Origin of the sequence: Streptomyces sp. BK340 (assembly GCF_007827595.1) — a bacterium.
Taxonomy (GTDB): Bacteria; Actinomycetota; Actinomycetes; order Streptomycetales; family Streptomycetaceae; genus Streptomyces.
Genome location: NZ_VISR01000005.1, coordinates 126,684 through 149,564 on the forward strand (window position 1 = coordinate 126,684; position 22,881 = coordinate 149,564).

Sequence of the window (22,881 nt, forward strand, 5' to 3'; positions counted from 1 at the left end):
AACGGTAGGCCTGTCGGCACCGTCAGCCAATCTGGTTATCCACAGGCCATGTGGACGACGGCCCGGATGCTGTGGAGAACCTGCCGAAACCTGTGCACGACGCGGTGGACAGCCCTGTGAACAAGCCCTCGCTCCCATCGAGCACAACGCTTTGACCTGGTCGTTTACCGTCCACCGGCTGTGCAGAAGAAAAACTTCCCCAGTCGGACCAAGATCGCCTCGAACGGTGCGCTCATGTGCACGGTTCGAGATCGCGAGTAAGGGTCAGTAGGCAATTGCATCTCTTACCTGTGGACGATTAGATTAGTGCTCATGACACAGGCTCCGACGATCCCCCAGGCCACCCGCCGCCGGCACGACCGAGAGATCATCGCGCTGGCCGTCCCGGCCTTCGGCGCACTCGTCGCGGAGCCTCTGTTCGTCATGGCCGACAGCGCCATCGTCGGCCACCTCGGGACCGCTCAGCTCGCCGGTCTGGGCGTGGCCTCGGCCCTCCTCACCACCGCTGTGAGCGTCTTCGTCTTCCTCGCCTACGCCACCACGGCCGCAGTGGCCCGGCGCGTCGGTTCCGGCGATCTCCAGGCAGCCATCCGTCAGGGCATGGACGGCATATGGCTCGCCCTGCTCCTCGGAGTCGCGGTCATCACCCTCGTACTCCCGCTCGCCCCGGACATCGTGGACCTCTTCGGTGCCTCCGCCACCGCCGCCCCCTACGCCACGACGTATCTGCGCATCTCCGCACTCGGCATCCCGGCCATGCTGATCCTCCTCGCCGCCACCGGCGTGCTGCGCGGCCTGCAGGACACCAGAACCCCGCTGTACGTCGCTGTCGCAGGCTTCGTCGCCAACGCCGCACTCAACGCGGGCCTCGTCTACGGCGCCGGACTCGGTATCGCCGGATCCGCCTGGGGCACCGTCATCGCGCAATGCGGCATGGCAGCCGTCTATCTGGTCGTGGTCGTGCGCGGGGCCCGCAAGCACGGGGCCTCCCTGCGCCCGGATGCCGCCGGCATCCGGGCCTCGGCTCAGGCCGGAGTCCCTCTGCTCGTCCGCACGCTGTCGTTGCGGGCGATTCTCATGATCGCCACGGCTGTCGCCGCACGTCTCGGTGACGCCGACATCGCCGCTCACCAGATCATCCTGTCCCTGTGGAGCCTGCTGGCCTTCGCCCTCGACGCGATCGCGATCGCCGGGCAGGCCATCATCGGCCGCTACCTCGGCGCGAACGACGCCCACGGCACCCGCGAGGCCTGCCGCCGCATGGTCCAGTGGGGCATAGCCGCCGGTGTCGTGCTGGGCCTCCTCGTGGTGGCCGCCCGGCCGCTGTTCCTCCCGCTGTTCACCAGCGACTCCGTGGTCAAGGACGCGGCACTTCCGGCACTGCTGATGGTGGCCCTCTCCCAGCCCGTCTGCGGAATCGTCTTCGTGCTGGACGGTGTCCTGATGGGCGCCGGGGACGGGCCGTATCTGGCCTGGGCCATGGTGGCGACCTTGGTGGTGTTCGCCCCGGTGGCGTTGCTCGTCCTCACGCTGGGCGGAGGCCTCACCGCACTCTGGGCGGCCATGACGCTCATGATGACGGTCAGGATGCTGACCCTCTGGCTCCGCGCCCGTTCCGGCCGCTGGATCGTGACGGGTGCGACGCGCTGACAGTTTCACGTGAAACATGCAGCGCCCGGCGCACAGCCACACCGAGACCGAATGCGAAGAGGGGCCGCCTCGTAGGAGGCGGCCCCTCTCAGCTGCTCAAGACGAGCGCAGCGTCACGCCGCGACGACCTCGATGTTGACCTTGGCGGCAACCTCGGGGTGCAGACGCACGGACGTCTCGTGGGCGCCCAGGGTCTTGATCGGGGCGGACAGCTCGATGCGACGCTTGTCGACCTCGGGGCCACCGGAAGCCTTGATCGCGGAAGCGATGTCGGCCGGGGTGACGGAACCGAAGAGACGGCCGGCGTCGCCGGAGCGGACGGCCAGGCGGACCTTGACGCCCTCGAGCTGGGCCTTCACAGCGTTGGCCTGCTCGATGGTCTGGATCTCGTGGATCTTGCGGGCGCGGCGGATCTGCTCGACGTCCTTCTCGCCACCCTTGGTCCAGCGGATAGCGAACTTCCGCGGGATGAGGTAGTTGCGAGCGTAACCGTCCTTGACGTCAACGACGTCGCCGGCGGCACCGAGGCCGGACACCTCGTGGGTGAGGATGATCTTCATTAGTCGGTCACCCTTCCCTTAGCGCGCGGTGGACGTGTAGGGCAGCAGCGCCATCTCACGGCTGTTCTTGACGGCCGTGGCGACGTCACGCTGGTGCTGCGTGCAGTTGCCGGTCACGCGGCGGGCACGGATCTTGCCGCGGTCGGAAATGAACTTCCGCAGCATGTTCGTGTCCTTGTAGTCCACGTACGTGACCTTGTCCTTGCAGAAAGCGCAGACCTTCTTCTTAGGCTTGCGCACAGGCGGCTTCGCCATGATGTTTCTCCTGTGTGATCAAGAAGTGGGGATTCGAGCCCTAGAAGGGGGGCTCGTCCGAGTAGCCGCCACCGCCGCCGGAGCCTCCGCCCCAGCTGCCGCCGCCCTGGTTGTTGCCACCGGCGGGAGCGCCGGTCGCCCACGGGTCCTCGGCAGGAGCGCCGCCGCCCTGCTGACCGCCGCCGCCGGGGCCTCCGCCCCAGCCGCCGCCCTGCTGGCCGCCACCGCCGCCGTAACCACCCTGGCCACCGCGACCGCCGCCGGCGGCGGTCTTGGTGACCTTGGCCGTGGCGTTGCGCAGGCTGGCGCCGACTTCCTCGACGTCCAGCTCGTAGACCGTGCGCTTGACGCCCTCGCGGTCCTCGTAGGACCGCTGCTTCAGCCGGCCCTGCACGATGACGCGCATGCCTCGCTGGAGCGACTCGGCGACGTTCTCCGCCGCCTGACGCCAGACCGAGCAGGTCAGGAACAGGCTCTCGCCGTCCTTCCACTCGTTCGTCTGACGGTCGAAGGTGCGGGGAGTGGACGCGACGCGGAACTTCGCGACCGCCGCACCGGACGGGGTGAAGCGCAGCTCGGGGTCATCGACAAGATTGCCGACGACCGTGATGACGGTCTCGCCTGCCATGGGGGAACCTCTCGGCGGGTTTGCTGCTGGCTGCTTGGTGCTACTCGAATCCCGAGATCAGCTGAGCGGGAAAGCTCAGTGAGTCTCGGGGCGGAGGACCTTGGTCCGGAGGACCGACTCGTTCAGGTTCATCTGGCGGTCGAGCTCCTTCACGACCGCAGGCTCGGCCTGCAGGTCGATGACCGAGTAGATGCCCTCGGGCTTCTTCTTGATCTCGTACGAGAGACGACGACGGCCCCAGGTGTCGACCTTCTCCACCTTGCCGTTGCCCTCACGGACGACGGAGAGGAAGTTCTCGATCAGGGGGGCGACAGCGCGCTCCTCCAGATCGGGGTCGAGGATGACCATCACCTCGTAGTGACGCATGTGGAACCCACCTCCTTTGGACTCAGCGGCCACGGTCGTTCCGTGGCAGGAGGGTTGTGATGCGTACGCAACGGTATCGGCCACCACTGACAATCGGGGGCTCCTCGGCGGGATCCCCGCAGCGGCCTGGGCAGACACCGGTGCAGACGGTACAGACTACCCGCACACGTGCTTCCGGTTGAAATCCGGCGGCGGGGGCCCTTCAATCTGTACACATCGGGTGTGTATGGCGCTACAGTGCGCCGCGATCCGCAGGAGGTGCCTCATGGCACAGCAGGCATTGCGACCCAACACCGCCGGATCCTTCTTCGCCACCGACGGCAAGCCCCATCCGCTCCAGGACGCCCTGATGGTGGCGACGCTGGTCCTGGGCCTGATCGCCTTCATCACGTCCTTCTTCGGCGGCCTTCACCTGCTCGCGTCCTGGACCGGCCTGGTGGGGATCATCACCGGCCTGTACGGCCAGTGGATCTCGGAGACCACGCGCGAGCGGACCGGTCTGATCCTGGGTCTCGGTGCCTCGGGAGTCGGCTTCATGCTCGGTATGGCGAACGGCGGACTGTTCGGCGGCCTCATCTGATCCGTCCGGCCGCCGGTCCGGCATCTTCCCCGACACCGTGAAAACGCCTCGGCAGCCAGAAGCCGGGGCGAAGGTGCCGTACGCCCCAGTCGGGGTGCTCGCAAGGCGCAGTAGGCTTCGGCGCGAGAGCCGGAGCCCCTGAACCCATGGGGACACACCAGCCCGAGGAGCGCCCCGACATGAGCCTGACCCTGAGGACCATCAGCCGCGAGCAGCATCTGGCATACATCCAGAGCCTGCCGTCGGCGAGCCACATGCAGGTCCCGGCCTGGGCCGATGTGAAGGCGGAGTGGCGCTCGGAGCACCTCGGCTGGTTCGACGAGCGCACCAGCGAGATGGTCGGCGCCGGTCTGGTCCTCTACCGTCAGCTGCCCAAGATCAAGCGCTACCTGGCCTACCTCCCCGAGGGCCCGGTCATCAACTGGTTCGCGCCGAACCTGGACGACTGGATCCAGCCGATGCTGGCGCACCTCAAGCAGCAGGGTGCCTTCTCCGTGAAGATGGGCCCGCCGGTGATCATCCGCCGCTGGAACGCGGAAACCATCAAGCGGGGCATCCAGAGCCCGGACGTGAAGCGTCTGCGCGACATGGAGGCCGACCTCATCGAGCCGCGTGCCTTCGAGGTGGCCGACAAGCTGCGCCGCATGGGCTGGCAGCAGGGGGAGGACGGCGGAGCCGGCTTCGGCGACGTGCAGCCCCGCTACGTCTTCCAGGTGCCGCTGGCCAACCGTTCCCTGGAAGAGGTCCACAAGAACTTCAACCAGCTGTGGCGCCGCAACATCAAGAAGGCCGAGAAGGCCGGCGTCGAGGTCGTCCAGGGCGGCTACCAGGACCTCGCCGAGTGGCAGCGGCTGTATGAGATCACGGCCGTGCGCGACCACTTCCGGCCCCGCCCGCTGTCGTACTTCCAGCGCATGTGGACGGCCCTCAACACCGAGGACCCCAACCGGATGCGGCTGTACTTCGCCCGCCACAACGGCGTGAACCTGTCCGCCGCGACCATGCTGATCGTCGGCGGTCACGTCTGGTACTCCTACGGCGCCTCCGACAACATCGGCCGCGAGGTCCGCCCCTCGAACGCCATGCAGTGGCGGATGCTGCGCGACGCCTACGCGCTCGGCGCCACCGTCTACGACCTGCGCGGCATCTCCGACTCGCTGGACGAGACGGATCACCTGTTCGGCCTGATCCAGTTCAAGGTCGGCACGGGCGGGCAGGCCGCCGAGTACCTGGGCGAATGGGACTTCCCGCTGAACAAGCTGCTCCACAAGGCGCTCGACATCTACATGTCGCGCCGCTGAGCAGCCGGCGTTTGATTCCATAGGCTTCACAGCCTTCGCACCTCTGATTCACCGCAGCCACCAGAAAGGTTCCAGGTCCGGCCATGGCGCTCACGCTCTACGTCGACACCGCGCGCTGGCGGGCGCACCACAAGCACGTGCAGGAGCAGTTCCCGGGCCTCGTCCCGGTCTGCAAAGGCAACGGCTACGGCTTCGGGCACGAACGACTGGCCGAGGAGGCCACGCGCCTGGGATCGGACATCCTCGCCGTCGGCACCACGTACGAGGCCGCGCGCATCAAGGACTACTTCAGCGGTGACCTGCTGGTGCTGACGCCGTACCGGCGCGGTGAGGAGCCCGTCCCGCTGCCGGACCGGGTGGTCCGCTCGGTGTCGTCGATCGACGGCGTGTACGGCCTCGTGGGCGCCCGTGTCGTCATCGAGGTGATGTCCTCCATGAAGCGGCACGGCATCAGCGAGCAGGACCTGCCGCAGCTGCATGCCGCCATCGAGAACGTCCGGCTGGAGGGCTTCGCCATCCACCTGCCGCTGGACCGCACCGACGGCTCGGACGCCGTCGAGGAGGTCATCGGCTGGATGGACCGGCTGCGGGCGGCCCGGCTGCCGCTGCACACCATGTTCGTCAGCCATCTCAAGGCCGAGGAACTCGCCCGGCTCCAGCAGCAGTTCCCGCAGACCCGGTTCCGCGCCCGCATCGGCACCCGGCTGTGGCTGGGCGACCACGAGGCCACCGAGTACCGCGGTGCCGTCCTGGACGTCACACGCGTGGCCAAGGGCGACCGTTTCGGCTACCGACAGCAGAAGGCGGCCTCTGACGGCTACCTGGTGGTCGTGGCAGGCGGTACGTCGCACGGGGTGGGCCTGGAGGCCCCGAAGGCCCTGCACGGCGTCATGCCGCGGGCCAAGGGCGTCGCACGGGCCGGCCTCGCCACGGTGAACCGGAACCTTTCTCCGTTCGTCTGGGGCGGCAAGCAGCGCTGGTTCGCCGAGCCGCCGCACATGCAGGTGTCGATCCTGTTCGTCCCGTCGGACGCCCCCGAGCCCACGGTCGGTGACGAGCTCGTGGCCCATCTGCGGCACACCACCACGCAGTTCGACCGGATCATGGACCGCTAGTCCGGGCTGCCGAAGCGAAAAGGCCGTACACGACGTTCGTGTACGGCCTTCTTCGTGCCCGCCGAGGGGCCCCACAGGGTGCCGAGGGGGGTACCGAAAGGGTGTTCGCTCAGAGCGAACGCCCCCTGTGCGATGGCGTATCCGGCCTTCCCCAGTCCACCTGAGGTGCGTCGAAGTGGGCGGCGTGCCGCGGGGGACGGGTCGCCGCCCCGAGTACGAAGACGTCCTCCGCGCCGTCGAGCACCCCGCCCGAGGGGTCGTCGTCGCCCGACCGGCGCACCACGTCCCGCTCGGGCATGAGGATGTCGCGTACGACGACGACGCACAGGTACAGCGTGCCCAGCAGGTGCAACATGATCGCCCAGTGGTAGCCCTGCGTCGGCAGACCCTTGTGGGCGTCTCCGCTGGTCGTGTAGGCGAGGTACATCCAGATACCCAGGAAGTACGCCACCTCGCACGCCTGCCAGATCAGGAAGTCCCGCCACTTGGGCCGGGCGAGGACGGCCAGCGGTACCAGCCACAGGACGTACTGCGGGGAGTAGACCTTGTTGGTGAGGATGAAGGCCGCCACCATCAGGAAAGCGAGCTGGGCGAAGCGCGGCCGGCGCGGGGCGGTGAGCGTGAGGGCCGCGATGCCGAGGAAGCACAGCACGACCAGCACCGTTGCGGCGGTGTTCACGAAGTCGGTGGTGGGCGGGTTGCTGGAGTTCTGCGCCCAGATCAGCCAGAAGGAGCCGAAGTCGACACCCCGGTCGTGGCTGAACGTGTAGAACTTCGACCAGCCCTGGAAGGCGAAGAGCATCACCGGCAGGTTCACGACGAACCAGGCGACAACGGCTCCGCCCACGGCCTGGAAGAACTCCCGCCACTTGCCGGCCCGCCAGCACAGCACCAGCAGCGGGCCGAGCAGGAAGACCGGATAGAGCTTGGCGGCCGTGGCGAGCCCCAGGAGGACTCCGAAGGCCAGGGCACGGCCCCGCGACCACATCAGCATCGCGGCGGCCGTCAGAGCCACCGCCAGCAGGTCCCAGTTGATGGTGGCGGTGAGGGCGAAAGCGGGCGCCAGAGCGACCAGCAGGCCGTCCCAGGGGCGCCGGCGGTGGGTGCGGGCCACACAGACGGCGATGGCGGCCGCACAGGCCATCAGCATCCCGGCGTTGACGAACCAGTACCACTGCTCCTGGTGCTGGATGGTGCCGCTGCCGGGCGTGAGCCAGGCGGCCACCTCCATGAACACACCGGTCAGCACCGGGTATTCGAGGTAGTCCATGTCGCCCGGGAGCTTGTCGAAGTACGGCACCAGGCCATCGGCGAAGCCGCGCCCCTGATAGAGGTGCGGGATGTCCGAGTAGCAGGCGTGCGTGTACTGCGAGCTCGCGCCGAAGAACCAGGCGCTGTGATAGCACGGCGCCTTCTGGACGAGGCCGAGCGCGAACATGCCGATCGCGACGAGCGCGACGACCCGTACGGGGGTCCACCAGGTCGTCCCGAGCAGGGCGCGCCGCCCGATGGGACCACCGATCAGTTCACTCCCGGCCGCGGCGACCTCGTCCTCCCTGGTCGGCCGCACCGGCTCCGCACCGGCAGGCCGCACGGGCTCGGGCTCGTGCACGCTCGCGGGCGTCATCTCTGCACTGGGCATGGGCCACATCCTGCCGTACCTGTCTAGGAATACGCCGAGGGCCGCCGCACCTCCTGGGTGCGACGGCCCTCGTTTCACGTGAAACACCCTTGGCGGGCGATATGGCCGCCAATCGGTCAGACTGCCTGGCTAGCCATTCTGACCTGCGAAGATGCCTCCGTTGCCATTGCCTCTGCTGCTGCCGCCGGTACCGGTGGTGTCGGTGACTGTCGGCGTGGGTGTCGTCCCACCGTCCGTGCCACCGTTGCCTGTGCCGCCGCCGTTGGTGTTACAGCTGTTGCCCCAGCCGAACTGGCAGGAGTCGCTCGGCGTCGGAGACGGGGACGTGACCGTCGCGCTCGGCGTCGGGCTCGGCGAGTCGTCCGGCGTCTGGCTCGGCGTGATCGTGACCGAGGGGGTCGGGGTCGGCGCGCCCACCTCGTCCTGGACCTTGCCGATCTCTGTGGCGGGCGGGAAGCCCGAATCGTTGCTCCCCTGCAGCGCGGCCTTCATGTACTCGGTCCACACCGACGTCGGGATGTCACCACCATGGATCGACGGGACGCCCGCCGTGCCGTTCATGGACAGCAGCTTGTGGTCCTTCGGGTTCTCGCGGAACATCGCCACCGAGGTGGACAGCTGCTGGGTGTAGCCGACGAACCACGCCGACTTGTTGCTGTCGGTGGTACCGGTCTTGCCCGCCGCCGTACGGCCCAGGGCCTTGGCGTTCTGACCCGTACCGTTCTGGATCACGTTCTCCAGGACGTCCGTGACGTTGTTGGCGATGTTCGCGTCCATCGGCTGCTTGACCTTGGGCTTGGTGAAGCCGGGCTGGTCCTCGCCGTCCTTCTTGACGCGGATCACGGAGTACGGATCCGCCTGCTTGCCGGACGCCGCGAAGGTCGCGTAGGCGTCGGCCATGCGGATCGCGCTGGGGGTGGAGGTACCGATGGCGAACGACGGGTTGAGCGTCGACATGGTCTGGTCGAGAATGCCGGCCGACTGCGCGACGTCCCGCACATGCCTCATCCCGACATCCATGCCGAGCTGGACGAACGGCGTGTTGACGGACTGCTCCATCGCCTTGCGCAAGGTGATGTACCCCCACTTGTGAGGGCTCTCGTTGTTCTGGAAGAAGTTCGTGTTGTCCTTGTTGAGGTAGGGCGTCCCGTCCGGGTTCATCACCTTGAGGTGGTCGTTGCCGTTGTACTTGCTCAACGGGGAGATGCCCACACCGTTGGACTTGTAGGTGCCGTACTCCATGGCCGCGGCCAGCACGAACGGCTTCCAGGTCGAACCGACGGGGACACCCGAGGTGTCGGCGTTGTTGGTGAAGTGCCCGTTCTCGTAACCGTCACCGCCGTAGAGGGCGACGATCGCGCCGTCCTTGGGCACCACCGACGCCGCACCGAACTGGACGTACTTGTCCAGGTCGCGGCGCTTCGGGTCGATGCGCGCCTTCTGGATCTTCTTCACGGCCGCAGCCAGGGCGTTGACCTTGTCCTTCTTGAAGGTCGTGTAGATCTGGTAGCCGCCCTTGTCGAACTGCGCCTCCGTGATCTCGGAGTGGTTCAGGACGTACTTCTTCGCCGTGTCGGCCAGGTAGCTGATCTGGCCGGTCATGCCCTTGGTCGCCTTGCGGCCCTGGGGCATGGGGTACTTCTTGATGGCGTCCTGGTACTGGACGTCGGTGAGGTGATGGTCCTTGTGCATCTCACCGAGAATCCAACGCCAACGCTCCTCGGAGCGCTTGCGGTTCGCATCCTGGGTCGCCGACTTGTCCAGGTCCGGGTTGCCCGCCGGGTCGTAGTAGGTCGGGCCCTTCAGCAGCGCCGCGAGGACGGCGCACTGGCTCGGCTTGAGCTTGACCGCGTCCTTGCCGTAGTAGGTCTGGGCGGCGGCCTGGATGCCGTAGGCACCGCGGCCGTAGTACGAGGTGTTCAGATAGCCCTGGAGGATCTGCGGCTTCGAGAGCTTGGCACCCACCTTTATGGAGATGAACATCTCGCGGAACTTGCGGGTGACGGTCTGGTCCTGGCTCAGGTACGTGTTCTTGACGAACTGCTGGGTGATGGTCGAACCACCCTGCGTCTGACCGCCTCGCGCCATGTTGGCCAGGGCCCGGGCGATACCCATGGGGTCGACACCCGAGTCCTTGTAGAAGCTCTTGTTCTCGGCCGAGATCACCGCGTACTGCATGGCCTCGGGGATCTTGTCGATGGTGACGTTCTGCCGGTTGACGCCGGTGCCCGTGGCCACCATCTGAGAGCCGTCGGCCCAGTAGTAGACGTTGTTCTGCGACTGGGCGGCGATGTTCTCGCTGGGGATCTGCACCATCGCGAAGCCGATGCCGACCGCGGCGACGAGAGCGCCGACGAAGCCGATGAACAGCCCCGAGACGAGCTTCCAGGACGGCACCCAGCGGTGCCAGCCGTACTTGCCCGACCGCGGGTAGTCGATGAACCGCTTCTTCCCCGGCGCTGCCGTGGCACGACCTCTGCCGCGCCCGGGACCGGTCGGTCCGCCCGGACCGCCGCGCCGGCCACCCGGACCTCCGTTGTCGGCCGCACGGCGCCTGCCGCCGCCTCTCTGCGCCGCCCGACGGGCCTCGGCACGGCTGCCGTAGGGGCGCTCCTCACCCCCCGAGCCGTAGGGATCCGACCCCTGGGAACTGGAACCATAGGAGTCGGCAGAAGACCCGGTGGCGCCTCGCGGTGCCGCACGGCGGCCGGAGGACGGGCCGGGCTGGCCGCCTCGGGCCGCGGCACGTCCGCCTCCCTGCGGCTGCGGCGGTTTGCGACGGTGCTCGCTCATCGAACGATTACTCCTCGGGCAGGCGCACCCTTGCGCGCCTGGAACGGCGGCTGGTTTCCGGTCCCCCCGAAGTACGGATGTGGTCGGTTCTGCATTCACCCGTACTGCACCGAGGACGACGACGCCCCCCAGGCGTCACTTGGTTCCCGGTGGCGTGCATGCCGCACAGACTACGCACCGCCAAAACCTGCCGAGCCCCGAAGTTCACCCCAAAACAGGCAACTCGCTTCCAACGAATCGGTGATGTGATCCCGTTCACCGTCCTCCCTCTTGTCGCATACGGAAGGCCGCTCTATCGTCTGGATGTATCGAGTCGATACATCAGCGCGAGATAAAGACGCTGCGGACCGAGAGGAGGCGATCATGAGCCGGCGTTCCGGCATCCTTGAGTTCGCCGTGCTCGGGCTGCTGCGCGAGTCCCCGATGCACGGCTATGAGCTGCGCAAACGACTCAACACGTCTCTGGGTGTGTTCCGGGCGTTCAGCTACGGGACCCTCTACCCCTGCCTCAAGACGCTGGTCGCCAACGGCTGGTTGATCGAGGAAGGCAGCACCCATGAGGACGCCCTCGCCGCTCCCCTCGCCGGACGCCGCGCGAAAATCGTGTACCGGTTGACGGCAGAAGGTAAGGAGCACTTCGAAGAGCTTCTTTCACAAACCGGTCCTGACGCGTACGAGGACGAGCACTTCGCCGCACGGTTCGCCTTCTTCGGGCAGACGTCGCGCGATGTGCGCATGCGCGTGCTGGAGGGCCGGCGCAGCCGCCTGGAGGAGCGCCTGGAGAAGATGCGCGCCTCCCTGGCGCGCACCCGGGAGCGCCTCGACGACTACACGCTTGAGCTCCAGCGCCACGGTATGGAGTCCGTGGAGCGCGAAGTGCGCTGGCTGAACGAGCTCATCGAGAGCGAGCGGGCCGGTCGGGACCTGAAGGGTTCCGCACCCGGGGGGTCCGCTCAGCAGGACACCACAACTGGAGCGACGGGCGGCCTGCCCCGTCCCGGGGAAACCCCCCGGACGGATACGCCCGGCGACACCGCCACGTGAGACCCACTCAGGGCCTCACTCGTACACACAGGGAGCAACCGGAATGGGTTCGGTTCGCGTAGCCATCGTCGGCGTGGGCAACTGCGCCGCGTCGCTGGTGCAGGGAGTCGAGTACTACAAGGACGCCGACCCGGCGTCGAAGGTCCCCGGCCTCATGCACGTGCAGTTCGGCGACTACCACGTCGGTGACGTCGAGTTCGTCGCTGCCTTCGACGTGGACGCCAAGAAGGTCGGCCTCGACCTCGCGGACGCGATCGGCGCCTCCGAGAACAACACCATCAAGATCACCGACGTTCCGAGCACCGGCGTCACGGTCCAGCGCGGCCACACCCTCGACGGCCTGGGCAAGTACTACCGCCTCACCATCGAGGAGTCCGCCGAGGAGCCGGTCGACGTCGTCCAGGTCCTCAAGGACAAGCAGGTCGACGTGCTCGTCTGCTACCTGCCCGTCGGTTCCGAGGATGCGGCGAAGTTCTACGCCCAGTGCGCCATCGACGCCAAGGTCGCCTTCGTCAACGCCCTTCCGGTCTTCATCGCCGGCACCAAGGAGTGGGCGGACAAGTTCACCGAGGCGGGCGTCCCGATCGTCGGTGACGACATCAAGTCCCAGGTCGGCGCCACCATCACGCACCGCGTCATGGCGAAGCTGTTCGAGGACCGTGGTGTGCGCCTCGAGCGCACGATGCAGCTGAACGTCGGCGGCAACATGGACTTCAAGAACATGCTCGAGCGTGACCGCCTCGAGTCCAAGAAGATCTCCAAGACGCAGGCCGTCACCTCCCAGATCCCCGACCGGGACCTCGGCGAGAAGAACGTCCACATCGGCCCGTCCGACTACGTCGCCTGGCTGGACGACCGCAAGTGGGCGTACGTCCGCCTCGAGGGCCGCGCCTTCGGCGACGTCCCGCTGAACCTGGAGTACAAGCTCGAGGTCTGGGACTCCCCGAACTCCGCCGGCATCATCATCGACGCCCTGCGCGCCGCGAAGATCGCCAAGGACCGCGGCATCGGCGGCCCGATCCTGTCGGCGTCGAGCTACTTCATGAAGTCCCCGCCGGTCCAGTACTTCGACGACGAGGCCCGCGAGAACGTCGAGAAGTTCATCCGCGGTGAAGTCGAGCGCTAGTCGGCACCACGCGGTGCGCTAGCCCGACAGGCAGGCGCACCGCACAGAACGCTCCTGCCAGGGCTGTGAGGGTCCCCGGGTTTCCTGACCCGGGGACCCTCGGCATATGTGAGGCTTTGCTCCATGCCCGTCGTCCGTGACCTGCGCGTCCTGCTGCGTCTGCGGGACTTCCGACGCCTGCTGTCCGTACGCCTCCTCTCGCAGGGCGCCGACGGCGTCTACCAGGTCGCACTCGCCGCATACGTCGTCTTCTCCCCGGAGAAACAGACCTCGGCCGTGGCGATCGCCTCGGCGATGGCGGTCCTGCTGCTCCCTTACTCGCTGGTCGGTCCCTTCGCAGGCGTCCTGCTGGACCGCTGGCGGCGCCGCCAGGTCCTCGTGTACGGCAACCTGCTGCGGGCGCTGCTGGCGGCGGCCACCGCGGTACTGATGGTCAGCTCCGTGCCGGACTGGCTGTTCTACGTGTCCGCGCTGTGCGTCACGGCCGTCAACCGCTTCGTCCTCGCCGGGCTGTCGGCCGCCCTGCCCCGCGTGGTCGACGCCGAGCGCCTGGTGATCGCCAACTCCCTGTCCCCGACGGCCGGAACACTGGCCGCGACCGCGGGCGGCGGCCTCGCCTTCCTCGTACGGCTCGTGGCGTCGGGCTCCGATGCCGCGGTGGTCCTGCTCGGGGCCTTCCTCTATCTCTGTGCCGCGCTGAGCTCCCTGAGAATGGCTCCCGCACTGCTGGGCCCCGACCGGGCGCCGGCGCAGCCCCACCTACGGACCGCGGTCGCCGACACCGCACGGGATCTCCTCGCGGCCGTGCGGCATCTGGCCGAGCCCCGGCGCCGGGAAGCAGTCTGGGCGCTGGCCTCCATGACGCTGATGCGCTTCTGCTACGGCGCGCTCCTCGTCCTGCTCCTCATGCTGTGCCGATATGCCCTCGCCGCGACCCCCGACGAAGGACTGCGGTTGCTCGGACTCGCCGTGGCGGTCTCCGGCGCGGGCTTCTTCGCGGCCGCCGTGGTGACGCCGTGGGCGGTGGGGCGGCTCGGCCCCGGTCGTTGGATCGTGGTCTGCTCCGGCGCGGCCACGGTTCTGGAGCCTGCGCTGGGTCTGCCCTTCGCCACCGGCCCCCTGATGGTCGCGGCCTTCGTCCTGGGGTTGATCACCCAGGGAGCCAAGATCGCCACGGACACGATCGTCCAGTCCTCGGTCGAGGACGGTTTCCGGGGCCGGATCTTCTCCCTGTACGACGTCCTCTTCAACATCGCTTTCGTGAGTGCGGCGGGAGTGGCAGCCCTGATGCTCCCACCGGACGGCCGTTCGGTGGTGCTGGTGTTGTTCGTCGCCCTGATCTACGGCGGGGTCACGGTGGCCATGGCCCGCTGCGAGGCGCGCCGGGACAGCAGAGGGGGCGATGTTTCACGTGAAACATCGCCCCCTCGCTAGGGCCTCGGTCATGTTTCACGTGAAACATGACCCGGTCCGCGGTCTCAGCTCTGGTCGGACCACCACTCCTTGAGGGCCGACACCGCCGCATCGTGCTCCATCGGACCGTGCTCCAGGCGCAGCTCCAGCATGTGCTTGTACGCCTTGCCGATGACGGGGCCAGGACCGACGCCCAGGATCTCCATGATCTGGTTGCCATCGAGGTCCGGGCGGATCGAGTCCAGCTCCTCCTGCTCCTGGAGCTGCCCGATGCGCCCCTCCAGACCGTCGTAGGCCCGTGACAGCGCGGCCGCCTTCCGCTTGTTGCGCGTGGTGCAGTCGGAGCGGGTCAGCTTGTGCAGACGGTCCAGAAGCGGGCCCGCGTCACGGACGTAGCGGCGCACCGCCGAATCCGTCCATTCGCCGGTGCCGTAGCCATGGAAGCGCAGGTGGAGTTCGACCAGACGTGAGACGTCCTTCACCAGGTCGTTGGAGTACTTCAGGGCCGTCATGCGCTTCTTGGTCATCTTCGCGCCGACCACCTCGTGGTGGTGGAACGAGACCCGGCCGTCCTTCTCGAAGCGGCGGGTGCGCGGCTTGCCGATGTCGTGCAGCAGGGCGGCCAGGCGCAGCGTGAGGTCGGGGCCGTCCTCCTCCAGCGCCATCGCCTGCTCCAGCACGATCAGCGTGTGGTCGTAGACGTCCTTGTGCCGGTGGTGCTCGTCACGCTCCAGATGCAGGGCCGGCAGCTCGGGCAGGACGTGGTCGGCGAGCCCGGTCTCGACCAGGAGGCTCAGACCCTTGCGCGGGTTCGCGGAGAGGATCAACTTGTTCAGCTCGTCCCGGACCCGCTCCGCCGAGACGATCTCGATCCGCCCGGCCATGTCCGTCATCGCCGTGACGACCTCGGGAGCGACTTCGAAGTCCAGCTGGGCGGCGAACCGGGCGGCCCGCATCATCCGCAGCGGATCGTCCGAGAACGACTCCTCGGGCGTGCCGGGGGTCCGCAGCACCCGGGCCGCGAGGTCCTCCAGGCCGCCGTGCGGGTCGATGAACTCCTTCTCCGGCAGCGCCACGGCCATCGCGTTGACCGTGAAGTCCCGGCGGACCAGATCCTGCTCGATGGAGTCGCCGTACGACACCTCGGGCTTGCGTGAGGTGCGGTCGTACGCCTCGGACCGGTAGGTGGTCACCTCGATCTGAAAGCGCCAGTCAGTGTCTCCGACACGGGCATCCTTCTGCGCCCCGACCGTGCCGAAGGCGATCCCGACCTCCCAGACGGCGTCCGCCCAGGGCCGCACGATCTTCAGTACGTCCTCGGGGCGCGCGTCGGTGGTGAAATCCAGGTCGTTGCCGAGCCGGCCGAGCAGCGCGTCGCGGACCGAGCCGCCCACCAGGGCGAGCGAGAACCCGGCCTCCTGGAAACGGCGGGCGAGGTCGTCGGCCACGGGGGCCACCCGTAGCAGCTCGCTCACAGCGCGTTGCTGCGCCTGGCTCAGGGCAGAGGGATTGTCATCGTTGGGGTTCGGCACAACAGAAGAGGGTACGTGGCCCCGGCACCCTGGGGCGCCTCGATTGAACGGGCGCGGATGCCTCCTGCCATAAGCGCACAAGGGCTGCGCTTACGGCGTACATCCGCTCTTCCCTCGATACTGGATATAGAGGACGCGTCGCTACTGTCTTTCGATCTTGTGAAGCAGACCGCGGCACTTCCCCTCAGCGCGCCTCGTTACCATGCGTGGACGCACATTCCGACGACCACTGACGACGACGAGGGACGGGCGAGCGCGTGGCCGAGGCGGCTGACTTCCAGGGGACCAGTGCCTCACCTGTGCGCCGGTGGCTGCGGCGCACCGGAGGACTGCTCGCCGGGGCACCCCTGCTGGCCGGCCTCCTCCAGCTTCCCGCCGCGGGACCGGCACAGGCCGCCTCCTCGGACCCCGTGTCCGTCTCCGTGGACTCGCTCAGCCCCAGCGCCCCCACGGACGGCGACACGCTGACCGTGTCCGGCACGGTGACCAACAACGGCAAGCAGGCCGTCACCGGCGCCCACGTGGGCCTGCGGGTGGGTCGCATGCTGAACACTCGCTCGGCGATCGACGGGGTTGCCCAGCACTCCGACGACCTCCAGGGCGGGACCGGCACCGAGGTCGGCGGAAAGTACGAGGAGAAGTTCTCCAAGCTGGCTCCGGGCGTCGCCGAGCACTTCAGCATCTCGGTCCCGGTGGACAAGCTCGATCTCGGCGACGACGGCGTCTACGAGTTCGGCGTCGCCCTGTCCGGCCAGACCTCCGCACAGCCCTGGGACCAGGTCCTCGGCGTCCAGCGGACGTTCCTGCCGTGGCAGCCCGCCGAGGCCGACACGAAGACAAAGACGACATTCCTCTGGCCGCTGATCTCCACGGTCCACATGACGGCCAGGACGGGTGCCGGCGAGCTGCAGACGCCGGTCTTCCTCAATGACGACCTGGCCAAGGAGATCGCCCCGGGCGGTCGGCTGGCGCAGATGCTGGAGCTGGGCAAGGACCTCGACGTCACCTGGGTGATCGATCCGGACCTGCTGGCGTCGGTGGACGCGATGGCGGGCAACTACCGCGTCCAGGGCGACGGCAACACCACCACGGCCGGCACCCACCAGGCGGTCGCCAAGCAGTGGCTGGCGGGCCTCCAGAAAGCCGTGGCGGGCAAGGAGGTCGTCGCCCTGCCCTTCGCCGACCCGGACCTGGCCTCCCTCGCGCACAGCGGCACCAGCGTCACCGGCTCGCTCAGCCACCTCAAGGACGCCACCGACGTCGCCGCCACCACCGTGAAGACCGTGCTTCATGTCACACCGGACACGGACTTCGCCTGGCCGGTGGAAGGCGCCGTGGACCCGTCGATCATGAAGGTCGCCACCTCGGCCGGTGCCGACCGGGTGATCGCCCGCAGCGACAGCCTCCAGGAGACAGCCGGGCTGTCCTACACCCCCTCCGCCGCCCGCCCCGTCGGCGGCGGCACGACGGCGGTGGTGGCCGACGCACGGCTGTCCACCGCCTTCGACGGCGATCTGACCAAGGCGGACTCGGCCACACTCGCCGTGCAGGAGTTCCTGGCGCAGAGTCTGGAGCTGAACGCTCAGACGGACGAGCAGCGCAGCATCGTCGTCGCTCCGCAGCGCATGCCGTCGGCGAGCCAGGCCCAGGCGATGGCGACGGCGCTGAAGGCGCTCCAGGACGAAACCTGGTCGCAGTCGCAGAACCTCACCGCGGCCGCCAAGGCCAAGCCCGACCCGGACGCCACCACGCGCATCCCGTCCACGTCCGCCTACCCCTCCTCGCTGCGCAAGCAGGAGCTGCCCAGGACGGCCTTCGAGCAGATCGCGCGCACGCAGGACAAGCTCGACAACTTCAAGGTGATCCTCAGCGACCAGTCCCGCGTGGTCACCCCGTTCGGCAGGGCCATAAACCGTGAGATGTCCACGTCGTGGCGCGACCGCAGCACGGAGGCGGACAGCTTCCGGGGTGACGTGGAGAACTGGCTCGACGAACTCGCCGACCAGGTCAAACTGATCGACAAGTCCGAGACCAAGCTCTCCGGGCGCAGCGCCACCATCCCGGTGACCGTCCAGAACAACCTCGTCCAGCCCGTGAACCACCTCGTGCTGCGGCTCACCTCGACGAACCCGACCCGCCTGAAGATCGGCGGCAAGGCCTACTACGAGCAGCGCGTCGAGGTCTCCGGCGGCCACAGCCAGTCCGTGAAGTTCACCACCTCGGCCAACGCCAACGGCCGGGTCTCGGTCTACGCCCAGCTCTACACCGAGGACGGCCAGGAATACGGCGACCCCGTCCAGTTCGATGTGAAGGTCACCGAGGTCACGCCCACGGTCATGCTGGTCATCGGCGGCGGCGTGCTCCTCCTCGTCCTGGCCGGCTTCCGGATGTACACCCAGCGCAAGCGCGCGGCCGCCCGCCAGGCCGAGGACGACGGCCCCGACGCCGCGGGGGAGGACACCGGTGAGAAGCCCGGGAACCCCGGCGCCCCCGGGGATCGTCTCCCGGAAGAGTCCGACGCCCCCTCCGGGGAAGACGACCCGGAGCAGCCGAGTGACCCTGCACCGGACACCGCACCGGAAAGCGCCGACCCGTCCGGGACGGGTGAGAGAGTGGACCGTTGAGCGATGTCGTGGCCGGTGTGGCCCGGGACGATGAGGTGGGGTAACCATGAACGCGCCGTACGACGGTGACCGCGGTCAGGGCGCGGCCGGCTCCGGCTACCCCGAGCCGACGCCCGAGCCCGGGCAGGTGCCGCCGCAGCACGCTGCGGACATGTACCTCCAGGACGCCTACGACCAGGACCCCTACCGGGACCACGATCTCGCTGCCCAGGACCCGGTCGCCGAGGCGCTCTACGACCGTGCCGCGCACCCCCCGCCGCCGCCGGGCACGTACGAGCAGCAGCAGCCTCTGTACGGTCCGCCGGCCCAGTCGCCGTACGCCCCCGACCCGCGCGTGTGGGCACAGACCCCGGCGCCGGAGCCGGAGGGCGCGGCTCAGTACCTGCCGTACGGTGACGACCCCCGTACGACCCAGTTCGTGGGCGTGGACGACCTGGTGTCGCACTCCGGCGAGGAGTACCACCAGCCCGACGCCTTCGCGCACCTCTTCCGGGACCAGCAGCAGGGCGGTGCGCCCGCGCCGATGGAGCCTCCTGCCGGGCCGGGCACGGCTGCCGTGCCGGGCCCCGGGCAGGGCCCGGCGGCTCCGTACCCGGCGCCGCCGCACGCCCAGAGCCCGCAGTACGCGAACCAGTACGCCGAGACGCCGTACCAGGCCGGACAGCCGGTCCAGCCGCCGGTGCCGGCCCCGGCCGCGGCTCCCGAGCCCGCCGGTCCGTCCGCTCCCGCGGCGGCCTCCGCGCCCACGGCTCCCGCCCCGAAGAAGGGCGGGAAGGCCGGCGGGCTGCTCAAGTCCAGCGCGGTCATGGCGGCGGGCACGATGGTGTCCCGGCTCACCGGTTTCATCCGCTCCGCGCTGATCGCCGCCGCGCTGGGCCTCGGCTTCCTCGCCGACTCCTTCCAGGTGGCCTACCAGCTGCCGACGATGATCTACATCCTCACGGTCGGTGGCGGTCTCAACTCCGTCTTCGTGCCCCAGCTGGTGCGCTCCATGAAGGAGGACGAGGACGGCGGCGAGGCCTTCGCCAACCGGCTGCTGACCCTCGTGATGGTGGCCCTGGCCGCACTGACCGGTCTCGCGATGCTCGCGGCGCCGCTGCTGGTGCGGGCACTGTCCCCCACCATCGCCGACAACCCTGCGGCCAACGACGTCGCGGTCACCTTCACCCGCTACTTCCTGCCCTCGATCTTCTTCATGGGCATCCACGTCGTGATGGGGCAGATCCTGAACGCGCGCGGGAAGTTCGGCGCGATGATGTGGACGCCGGTCCTGAACAACATCGTCATCATCATCTCGCTCGGCGCGTTCATCTGGGTCTACGGCACCGCAGCCAACTCTCACCTGGACGTCGCCAGCATCCCGCCGCAGGGTCAGCGACTGCTCGGTGTCGGTGTGCTGCTCGGCCTGGTCGTCCAGGCCCTCGCGATGATCCCCTACCTGCGCGAGACCGGATTCCGGATCCGGCTGCGCTTCGACTGGAAGGGCCACGGCCTGGGCAAGGCCGCGATGCTCGCCAAGTGGACGATCCTGTTCGTGCTCGCCAACCAGGTGGGCGCCATGGTCGTGACGCAGCTCTCCACCGCCGCCGGCGACGCCTCCGGTGTCAAGGGCACCGGCTTCGCCGCCTACGCCAACGCCCAGCTGATCTGGGGTCTGCCGCAGGCCATCATCACGGTGTCTCTCATGGCCGCGCTTCTGCCGCGCATCTCGCGGTCGGCCGCCGAGGGCGACAGCGGGGCCATCCGTGACGACATCTCCCAGGGCCTGCGCACCACCGCGGTCGCCATCGTGCCCATCGCCTTCGGCTTCCTCGCCCTCGGCATCCCCATGTGCACCCTGATCTTCGGCTCCGCAGGCACCGGCTCGGCCGTCAACATGGGTTACATGCTGATGGCCTTCGCCCTCGGCCTCATCCCGTACTCCGTGCAGTACGTGGTCCTGCGCGCCTTCTACGCCTACGAGGACACCCGGACGCCCTTCTACAACACCGTCATCGTGGCGGCGGTCAACGCCAGCGCCTCCGGGCTCTGCTACCTCCTGCTGCCGGCCCGCTGGGCGGTCGCGGGCATGGCCGCCGCGTACGGCCTCGCCTACGCGATCGGTGTGGGCGTCGCCTGGCGGAGGCTGCGCAAGCGGCTCGGCGGTGACCTGGACGGCGCACGGGTGCTGCGGACGTACGCGCGGCTCGGCATCGCCTCGGTACCGGCGGCCCTGCTCAGCGGTGCGGTCTGCTACGGCATCGGGCACACTCTCGGCCAGGGCGTCATCGGCTCCTTCGCGGCGCTGGTGGTCGGCGGTGCGGTCCTGCTCGGTGTCTTCTTCGTCGCCGCCCGCCGGATGCGGATCGACGAACTCAACTCGCTCGTGGGCATGGTCCGCGGGCGTCTGGGTCGCTGAGTCGGGGGTAGGCGCACAACCATCGTCCGCAGCTGTGTGTCGTGCATAGCGTCGGACTGTGGGCACAATTGGATTCGGCGTCGGACAGCGTGCAACGGATGGGGAGGCAGGGACGACGGTGGCGGAACGGAGCACGGCTGCCGTCGACGTGGCAGACAACAGTGGCGAGCAGCCGCTGACCGCCAAGGCGGACCAGTCCACGGCCGACGGGGTGGCCCAGAACCCGGAGCGGGACACGGACAGCGAGGGGCAGGGGAGCGGCGGGACGGACGGTCACGGAAAGAAGGCCTCACCGCCGGAACTGCACAGCGGTCACAAACTCGCCAGACGCTACCGTCTCGAGGAGTGCGTCACCCGACTGGACGGATTCAGCAGCTGGCGTGCGGTCGACGAGAAACTCCGTCGCGCCGTCGGCGTGCACATCCTGCCCGCGGACCATGCACGGGCCCGGTCGGTACTGGCCGCAGCGCGTTCCTCGGCGCTGCTCGGCGATCCACGCTTCGTCCAGGTCCTGGACGCCGTCGAGGAGAACGACCTCGTCTACGTCGTGCACGAATGGCTGCCCGACGCCACCGAACTGACCGCGCTGCTGGCGGCCGGCCCACTGGAGCCGCACGACGCCTACCAGATGGTCAGTCAGGTCGCCTCCGCCATGGCCGCCGCACACCGCGAGGGGCTCGCCCACCTGCGGTTGAACCCGAACGCCGTCCTGCGCGCCTCCACCGGCCAGTGGCGCATCCGCGGCCTGGCCGTGAACGCGGCGCTGCGCGGCATCAGTTCCGACACCCCGCAGCGCACCGACACCGAGTCGATCGGTGCCCTCCTGTACGCCGCGCTGACCCAGCGCTGGCCGTACGAGAACGATGCCTACGGCCTGTCGGGCCTGCCCAAGGACATCGGCCTGATCGCGCCGGACCAGGTACGCGCCGGTGTCCACCGCGGGCTGTCCGAACTCACCATGCGCGCCCTGGTGAACGACGGGGCCACCGCGTCCCGGCACGAGGCTCCTTGCACGACGCCGGAGGAGCTGGTCAAGGCGATCGGCGAGATGCCCCGCATCCGCCCGCCGGAGCCGGCGTTCACGGCCCCGCCGGAGTACCAGCGCACGACGTACCAGCAGGGCACGTACGGACGCCCCGCAGCGCGTCCCGGTGTCTCTCAGCCGATCGCGGCCCCGCCGCCCCCGCTGCAGAGCCGTACCGGCAAGGCGCTGAAGTGGGCTGTCTCGGCGCTCCTCATCGCCGCGCTGGGCCTGGGCAGCTGGCAGCTGGCGGACGCCCTGATGGGCCAGGGCGACAAGTCGGACGACACCAACAAGACGCAGATCCAGGACGGCGGGGACAAGAACGGCGCGAAGCCGAAGGCAGCGCCGATAAAGATCGCCAATAGCCGGGAGTTCGTCGCCGTCGGCGACCCGCAGCACCCCAACGATGTCTCCAAGACCTACGACCACAACGCGTCGACGTACTGGCGGACCAAAACCTTCACCGAAGGCCCCCCGATCGCGCCGCTCAAGCCGGGTGTCGGCATCGTCTACGACCTCGGTTCGGCGAAGAATCTCAGCACGGCCACCCTGGACCTCCGTTACGACGGCAACCACACGACCGTCGAGCTGTACGCCGCCGACACGCTGGCGCCGGCGTCACTCGACTCGATGAAGAAGATCGGCAGCGTCACAACCTCGGGTAATACCGCTACGGTGAAGGTCACCAAGTCGGTGAAGACGCAATACGTCCTCGTGTGGCTGACCGCTGTGCCGTACTCGGGTCCGGACTCGGTCACGTATTCCCAGGCCGGCTTCAAGCAGGCCATCGGCGAAGTGCGGTTCACGGGCTGACGTCTCACCCGAACCGG

At 68.5% G+C, this 22,881-nt stretch carries 17 protein-coding genes; 10 read left to right on the top strand and 7 right to left on the bottom strand.

Going from position 1 to position 22,881, the window contains the following annotated elements:
- The first annotated feature begins 312 nt into the window (after nt 1-312).
- Nucleotides 313-1,650, top strand: coding sequence for an MATE family efflux transporter (locus tag FB157_RS12430; protein ID WP_145878925.1), 1,338 nt, complete (start codon nt 313-315; stop codon nt 1,648-1,650).
- Between the two features lie 113 nt (nt 1,651-1,763).
- Here FB157_RS12430 and rplI read toward each other — a convergent pair whose 3' ends face one another.
- From rplI to rpsF, 4 genes are all read right to left on the bottom strand, one after another.
- On the bottom strand, nt 1,764-2,210 hold the full coding sequence (gene rplI, locus FB157_RS12435; RefSeq protein WP_067000461.1) for a 50S ribosomal protein L9: 447 nt from the start codon (nt 2,208-2,210) through the stop codon (nt 1,764-1,766).
- Between the two features lie 18 nt (nt 2,211-2,228).
- The gene (rpsR, locus tag FB157_RS12440; protein WP_003949403.1) at nt 2,229-2,465 is read right to left on the bottom strand and encodes a 30S ribosomal protein S18; all 237 of its coding nucleotides are present in this window, start codon (nt 2,463-2,465) and stop codon (nt 2,229-2,231) included.
- Between the two features lie 40 nt (nt 2,466-2,505).
- Nucleotides 2,506-3,093, bottom strand: a complete 588-nt coding sequence (locus tag FB157_RS12445) for a single-stranded DNA-binding protein (RefSeq protein ID WP_145878926.1) — start codon at nt 3,091-3,093, stop codon at nt 2,506-2,508.
- Nucleotides 3,094-3,168: 75 nt separating this feature from the next.
- Nucleotides 3,169-3,459: a 30S ribosomal protein S6 gene (gene rpsF / locus FB157_RS12450; RefSeq protein ID WP_005482942.1), complete on the bottom strand. Its 291-nt coding sequence runs from the start codon at nt 3,457-3,459 to the stop codon at nt 3,169-3,171.
- A gap of 265 nt (nt 3,460-3,724) precedes the next feature.
- Here rpsF and FB157_RS12455 point away from each other — a divergent pair, with 265 nt between their 5' ends.
- The 3 genes from FB157_RS12455 to FB157_RS12465 all read left to right on the top strand — a co-directional run bounded on the left by FB157_RS12455 (nt 3,725) and on the right by FB157_RS12465 (nt 6,455).
- The gene (locus tag FB157_RS12455; protein ID WP_145878928.1) at nt 3,725-4,039 is read left to right on the top strand and encodes a hypothetical protein; all 315 of its coding nucleotides are present in this window, start codon (nt 3,725-3,727) and stop codon (nt 4,037-4,039) included.
- Nucleotides 4,040-4,218: 179 nt separating this feature from the next.
- Nucleotides 4,219-5,340, top strand: coding sequence for a peptidoglycan bridge formation glycyltransferase FemA/FemB family protein (locus FB157_RS12460; RefSeq protein ID WP_145878930.1), 1,122 nt, complete (start codon nt 4,219-4,221; stop codon nt 5,338-5,340).
- An 83-nt stretch (nt 5,341-5,423) separates the two neighbouring features.
- Complete coding sequence (locus FB157_RS12465) at nt 5,424-6,455, top strand: alanine racemase (RefSeq protein WP_145878931.1); 1,032 nt, start codon at nt 5,424-5,426, stop codon at nt 6,453-6,455.
- A 109-nt stretch (nt 6,456-6,564) separates the two neighbouring features.
- On the opposite strand, the gene FB157_RS12470 is transcribed toward FB157_RS12465, so the two are convergent.
- Nucleotides 6,565-8,097 carry a glycosyltransferase family 87 protein gene (locus FB157_RS12470; protein WP_186581474.1) on the bottom strand — a complete coding sequence of 511 codons (1,533 nt, stop codon included), beginning with the start codon at nt 8,095-8,097 and terminating at the stop codon, nt 6,565-6,567.
- Between the two features lie 129 nt (nt 8,098-8,226).
- A complete protein-coding gene (locus tag FB157_RS12475) occupies nt 8,227-10,890 on the bottom strand; it encodes a transglycosylase domain-containing protein (RefSeq protein ID WP_261386286.1) in 2,664 nt (887 codons plus the stop codon).
- 363 nt (nt 10,891-11,253) lie between these two features.
- Between FB157_RS12475 and FB157_RS12480 the strand changes: the two genes are divergently transcribed.
- The 3 genes from FB157_RS12480 to FB157_RS12490 all read left to right on the top strand — a co-directional run bounded on the left by FB157_RS12480 (nt 11,254) and on the right by FB157_RS12490 (nt 14,494).
- Complete coding sequence (locus tag FB157_RS12480) at nt 11,254-11,934, top strand: PadR family transcriptional regulator (RefSeq protein WP_145878935.1); 681 nt, start codon at nt 11,254-11,256, stop codon at nt 11,932-11,934.
- Nucleotides 11,935-11,977: 43 nt separating this feature from the next.
- Nucleotides 11,978-13,060 carry an inositol-3-phosphate synthase gene (locus FB157_RS12485; RefSeq protein WP_145878937.1) on the top strand — a complete coding sequence of 361 codons (1,083 nt, stop codon included), beginning with the start codon at nt 11,978-11,980 and terminating at the stop codon, nt 13,058-13,060.
- A gap of 123 nt (nt 13,061-13,183) precedes the next feature.
- On the top strand, nt 13,184-14,494 hold the full coding sequence (locus tag FB157_RS12490) for an MFS transporter (RefSeq protein ID WP_145878938.1): 1,311 nt from the start codon (nt 13,184-13,186) through the stop codon (nt 14,492-14,494).
- Nucleotides 14,495-14,538: 44 nt separating this feature from the next.
- Here the strand turns inward: FB157_RS12490 and FB157_RS12495 are convergent, their stop codons facing one another.
- Entirely contained in the window at nt 14,539-16,005 is a 1,467-nt protein-coding gene (locus FB157_RS12495) for a CCA tRNA nucleotidyltransferase (protein ID WP_145878940.1), read from the bottom strand.
- Between the two features lie 257 nt (nt 16,006-16,262).
- Here FB157_RS12495 and FB157_RS12500 point away from each other — a divergent pair, with 257 nt between their 5' ends.
- The 3 genes from FB157_RS12500 to FB157_RS12510 all read left to right on the top strand — a co-directional run bounded on the left by FB157_RS12500 (nt 16,263) and on the right by FB157_RS12510 (nt 22,864).
- Complete coding sequence (locus FB157_RS12500; protein WP_145878942.1) at nt 16,263-18,629, top strand: DUF6049 family protein; 2,367 nt, start codon at nt 16,263-16,265, stop codon at nt 18,627-18,629.
- Between the two features lie 46 nt (nt 18,630-18,675).
- The gene (gene murJ / locus FB157_RS12505; protein WP_145878943.1) at nt 18,676-21,027 is read left to right on the top strand and encodes a murein biosynthesis integral membrane protein MurJ; all 2,352 of its coding nucleotides are present in this window, start codon (nt 18,676-18,678) and stop codon (nt 21,025-21,027) included.
- Nucleotides 21,028-21,145: 118 nt separating this feature from the next.
- Nucleotides 21,146-22,864 carry a protein kinase family protein gene (locus FB157_RS12510; RefSeq protein ID WP_145878945.1) on the top strand — a complete coding sequence of 573 codons (1,719 nt, stop codon included), beginning with the start codon at nt 21,146-21,148 and terminating at the stop codon, nt 22,862-22,864.
- The last annotated feature ends 17 nt before the right edge of the window (nt 22,865-22,881 follow it).

Excerpts from the sequence above, each read along its gene's own strand:
- FB157_RS12430 (WP_145878925.1), top strand. The coding sequence starts at position 313 with ATGACACAGGCTCCGACGATCCCCCAGGCCACCCGCCGCCGGCACGAC.
- rplI (WP_067000461.1), bottom strand. The coding sequence starts at position 2,210 with ATGAAGATCATCCTCACCCACGAGGTGTCCGGCCTCGGTGCCGCCGGC.
- rpsR (WP_003949403.1), bottom strand. The coding sequence starts at position 2,465 with ATGGCGAAGCCGCCTGTGCGCAAGCCTAAGAAGAAGGTCTGCGCTTTC.
- FB157_RS12445 (WP_145878926.1), bottom strand. The coding sequence starts at position 3,093 with ATGGCAGGCGAGACCGTCATCACGGTCGTCGGCAATCTTGTCGATGAC.
- rpsF (WP_005482942.1), bottom strand. The coding sequence starts at position 3,459 with ATGCGTCACTACGAGGTGATGGTCATCCTCGACCCCGATCTGGAGGAG.
- FB157_RS12455 (WP_145878928.1), top strand. The coding sequence starts at position 3,725 with ATGGCACAGCAGGCATTGCGACCCAACACCGCCGGATCCTTCTTCGCC.
- FB157_RS12460 (WP_145878930.1), top strand. The coding sequence starts at position 4,219 with ATGAGCCTGACCCTGAGGACCATCAGCCGCGAGCAGCATCTGGCATAC.
- FB157_RS12465 (WP_145878931.1), top strand. The coding sequence starts at position 5,424 with ATGGCGCTCACGCTCTACGTCGACACCGCGCGCTGGCGGGCGCACCAC.
- FB157_RS12470 (WP_186581474.1), bottom strand. The coding sequence starts at position 8,097 with ATGCCCAGTGCAGAGATGACGCCCGCGAGCGTGCACGAGCCCGAGCCC.
- FB157_RS12475 (WP_261386286.1), bottom strand. The coding sequence starts at position 10,890 with ATGAGCGAGCACCGTCGCAAACCGCCGCAGCCGCAGGGAGGCGGACGT.
- FB157_RS12480 (WP_145878935.1), top strand. The coding sequence starts at position 11,254 with ATGAGCCGGCGTTCCGGCATCCTTGAGTTCGCCGTGCTCGGGCTGCTG.
- FB157_RS12485 (WP_145878937.1), top strand. The coding sequence starts at position 11,978 with ATGGGTTCGGTTCGCGTAGCCATCGTCGGCGTGGGCAACTGCGCCGCG.
- FB157_RS12490 (WP_145878938.1), top strand. The coding sequence starts at position 13,184 with ATGCCCGTCGTCCGTGACCTGCGCGTCCTGCTGCGTCTGCGGGACTTC.
- murJ (WP_145878943.1), top strand. The coding sequence starts at position 18,676 with ATGAACGCGCCGTACGACGGTGACCGCGGTCAGGGCGCGGCCGGCTCC.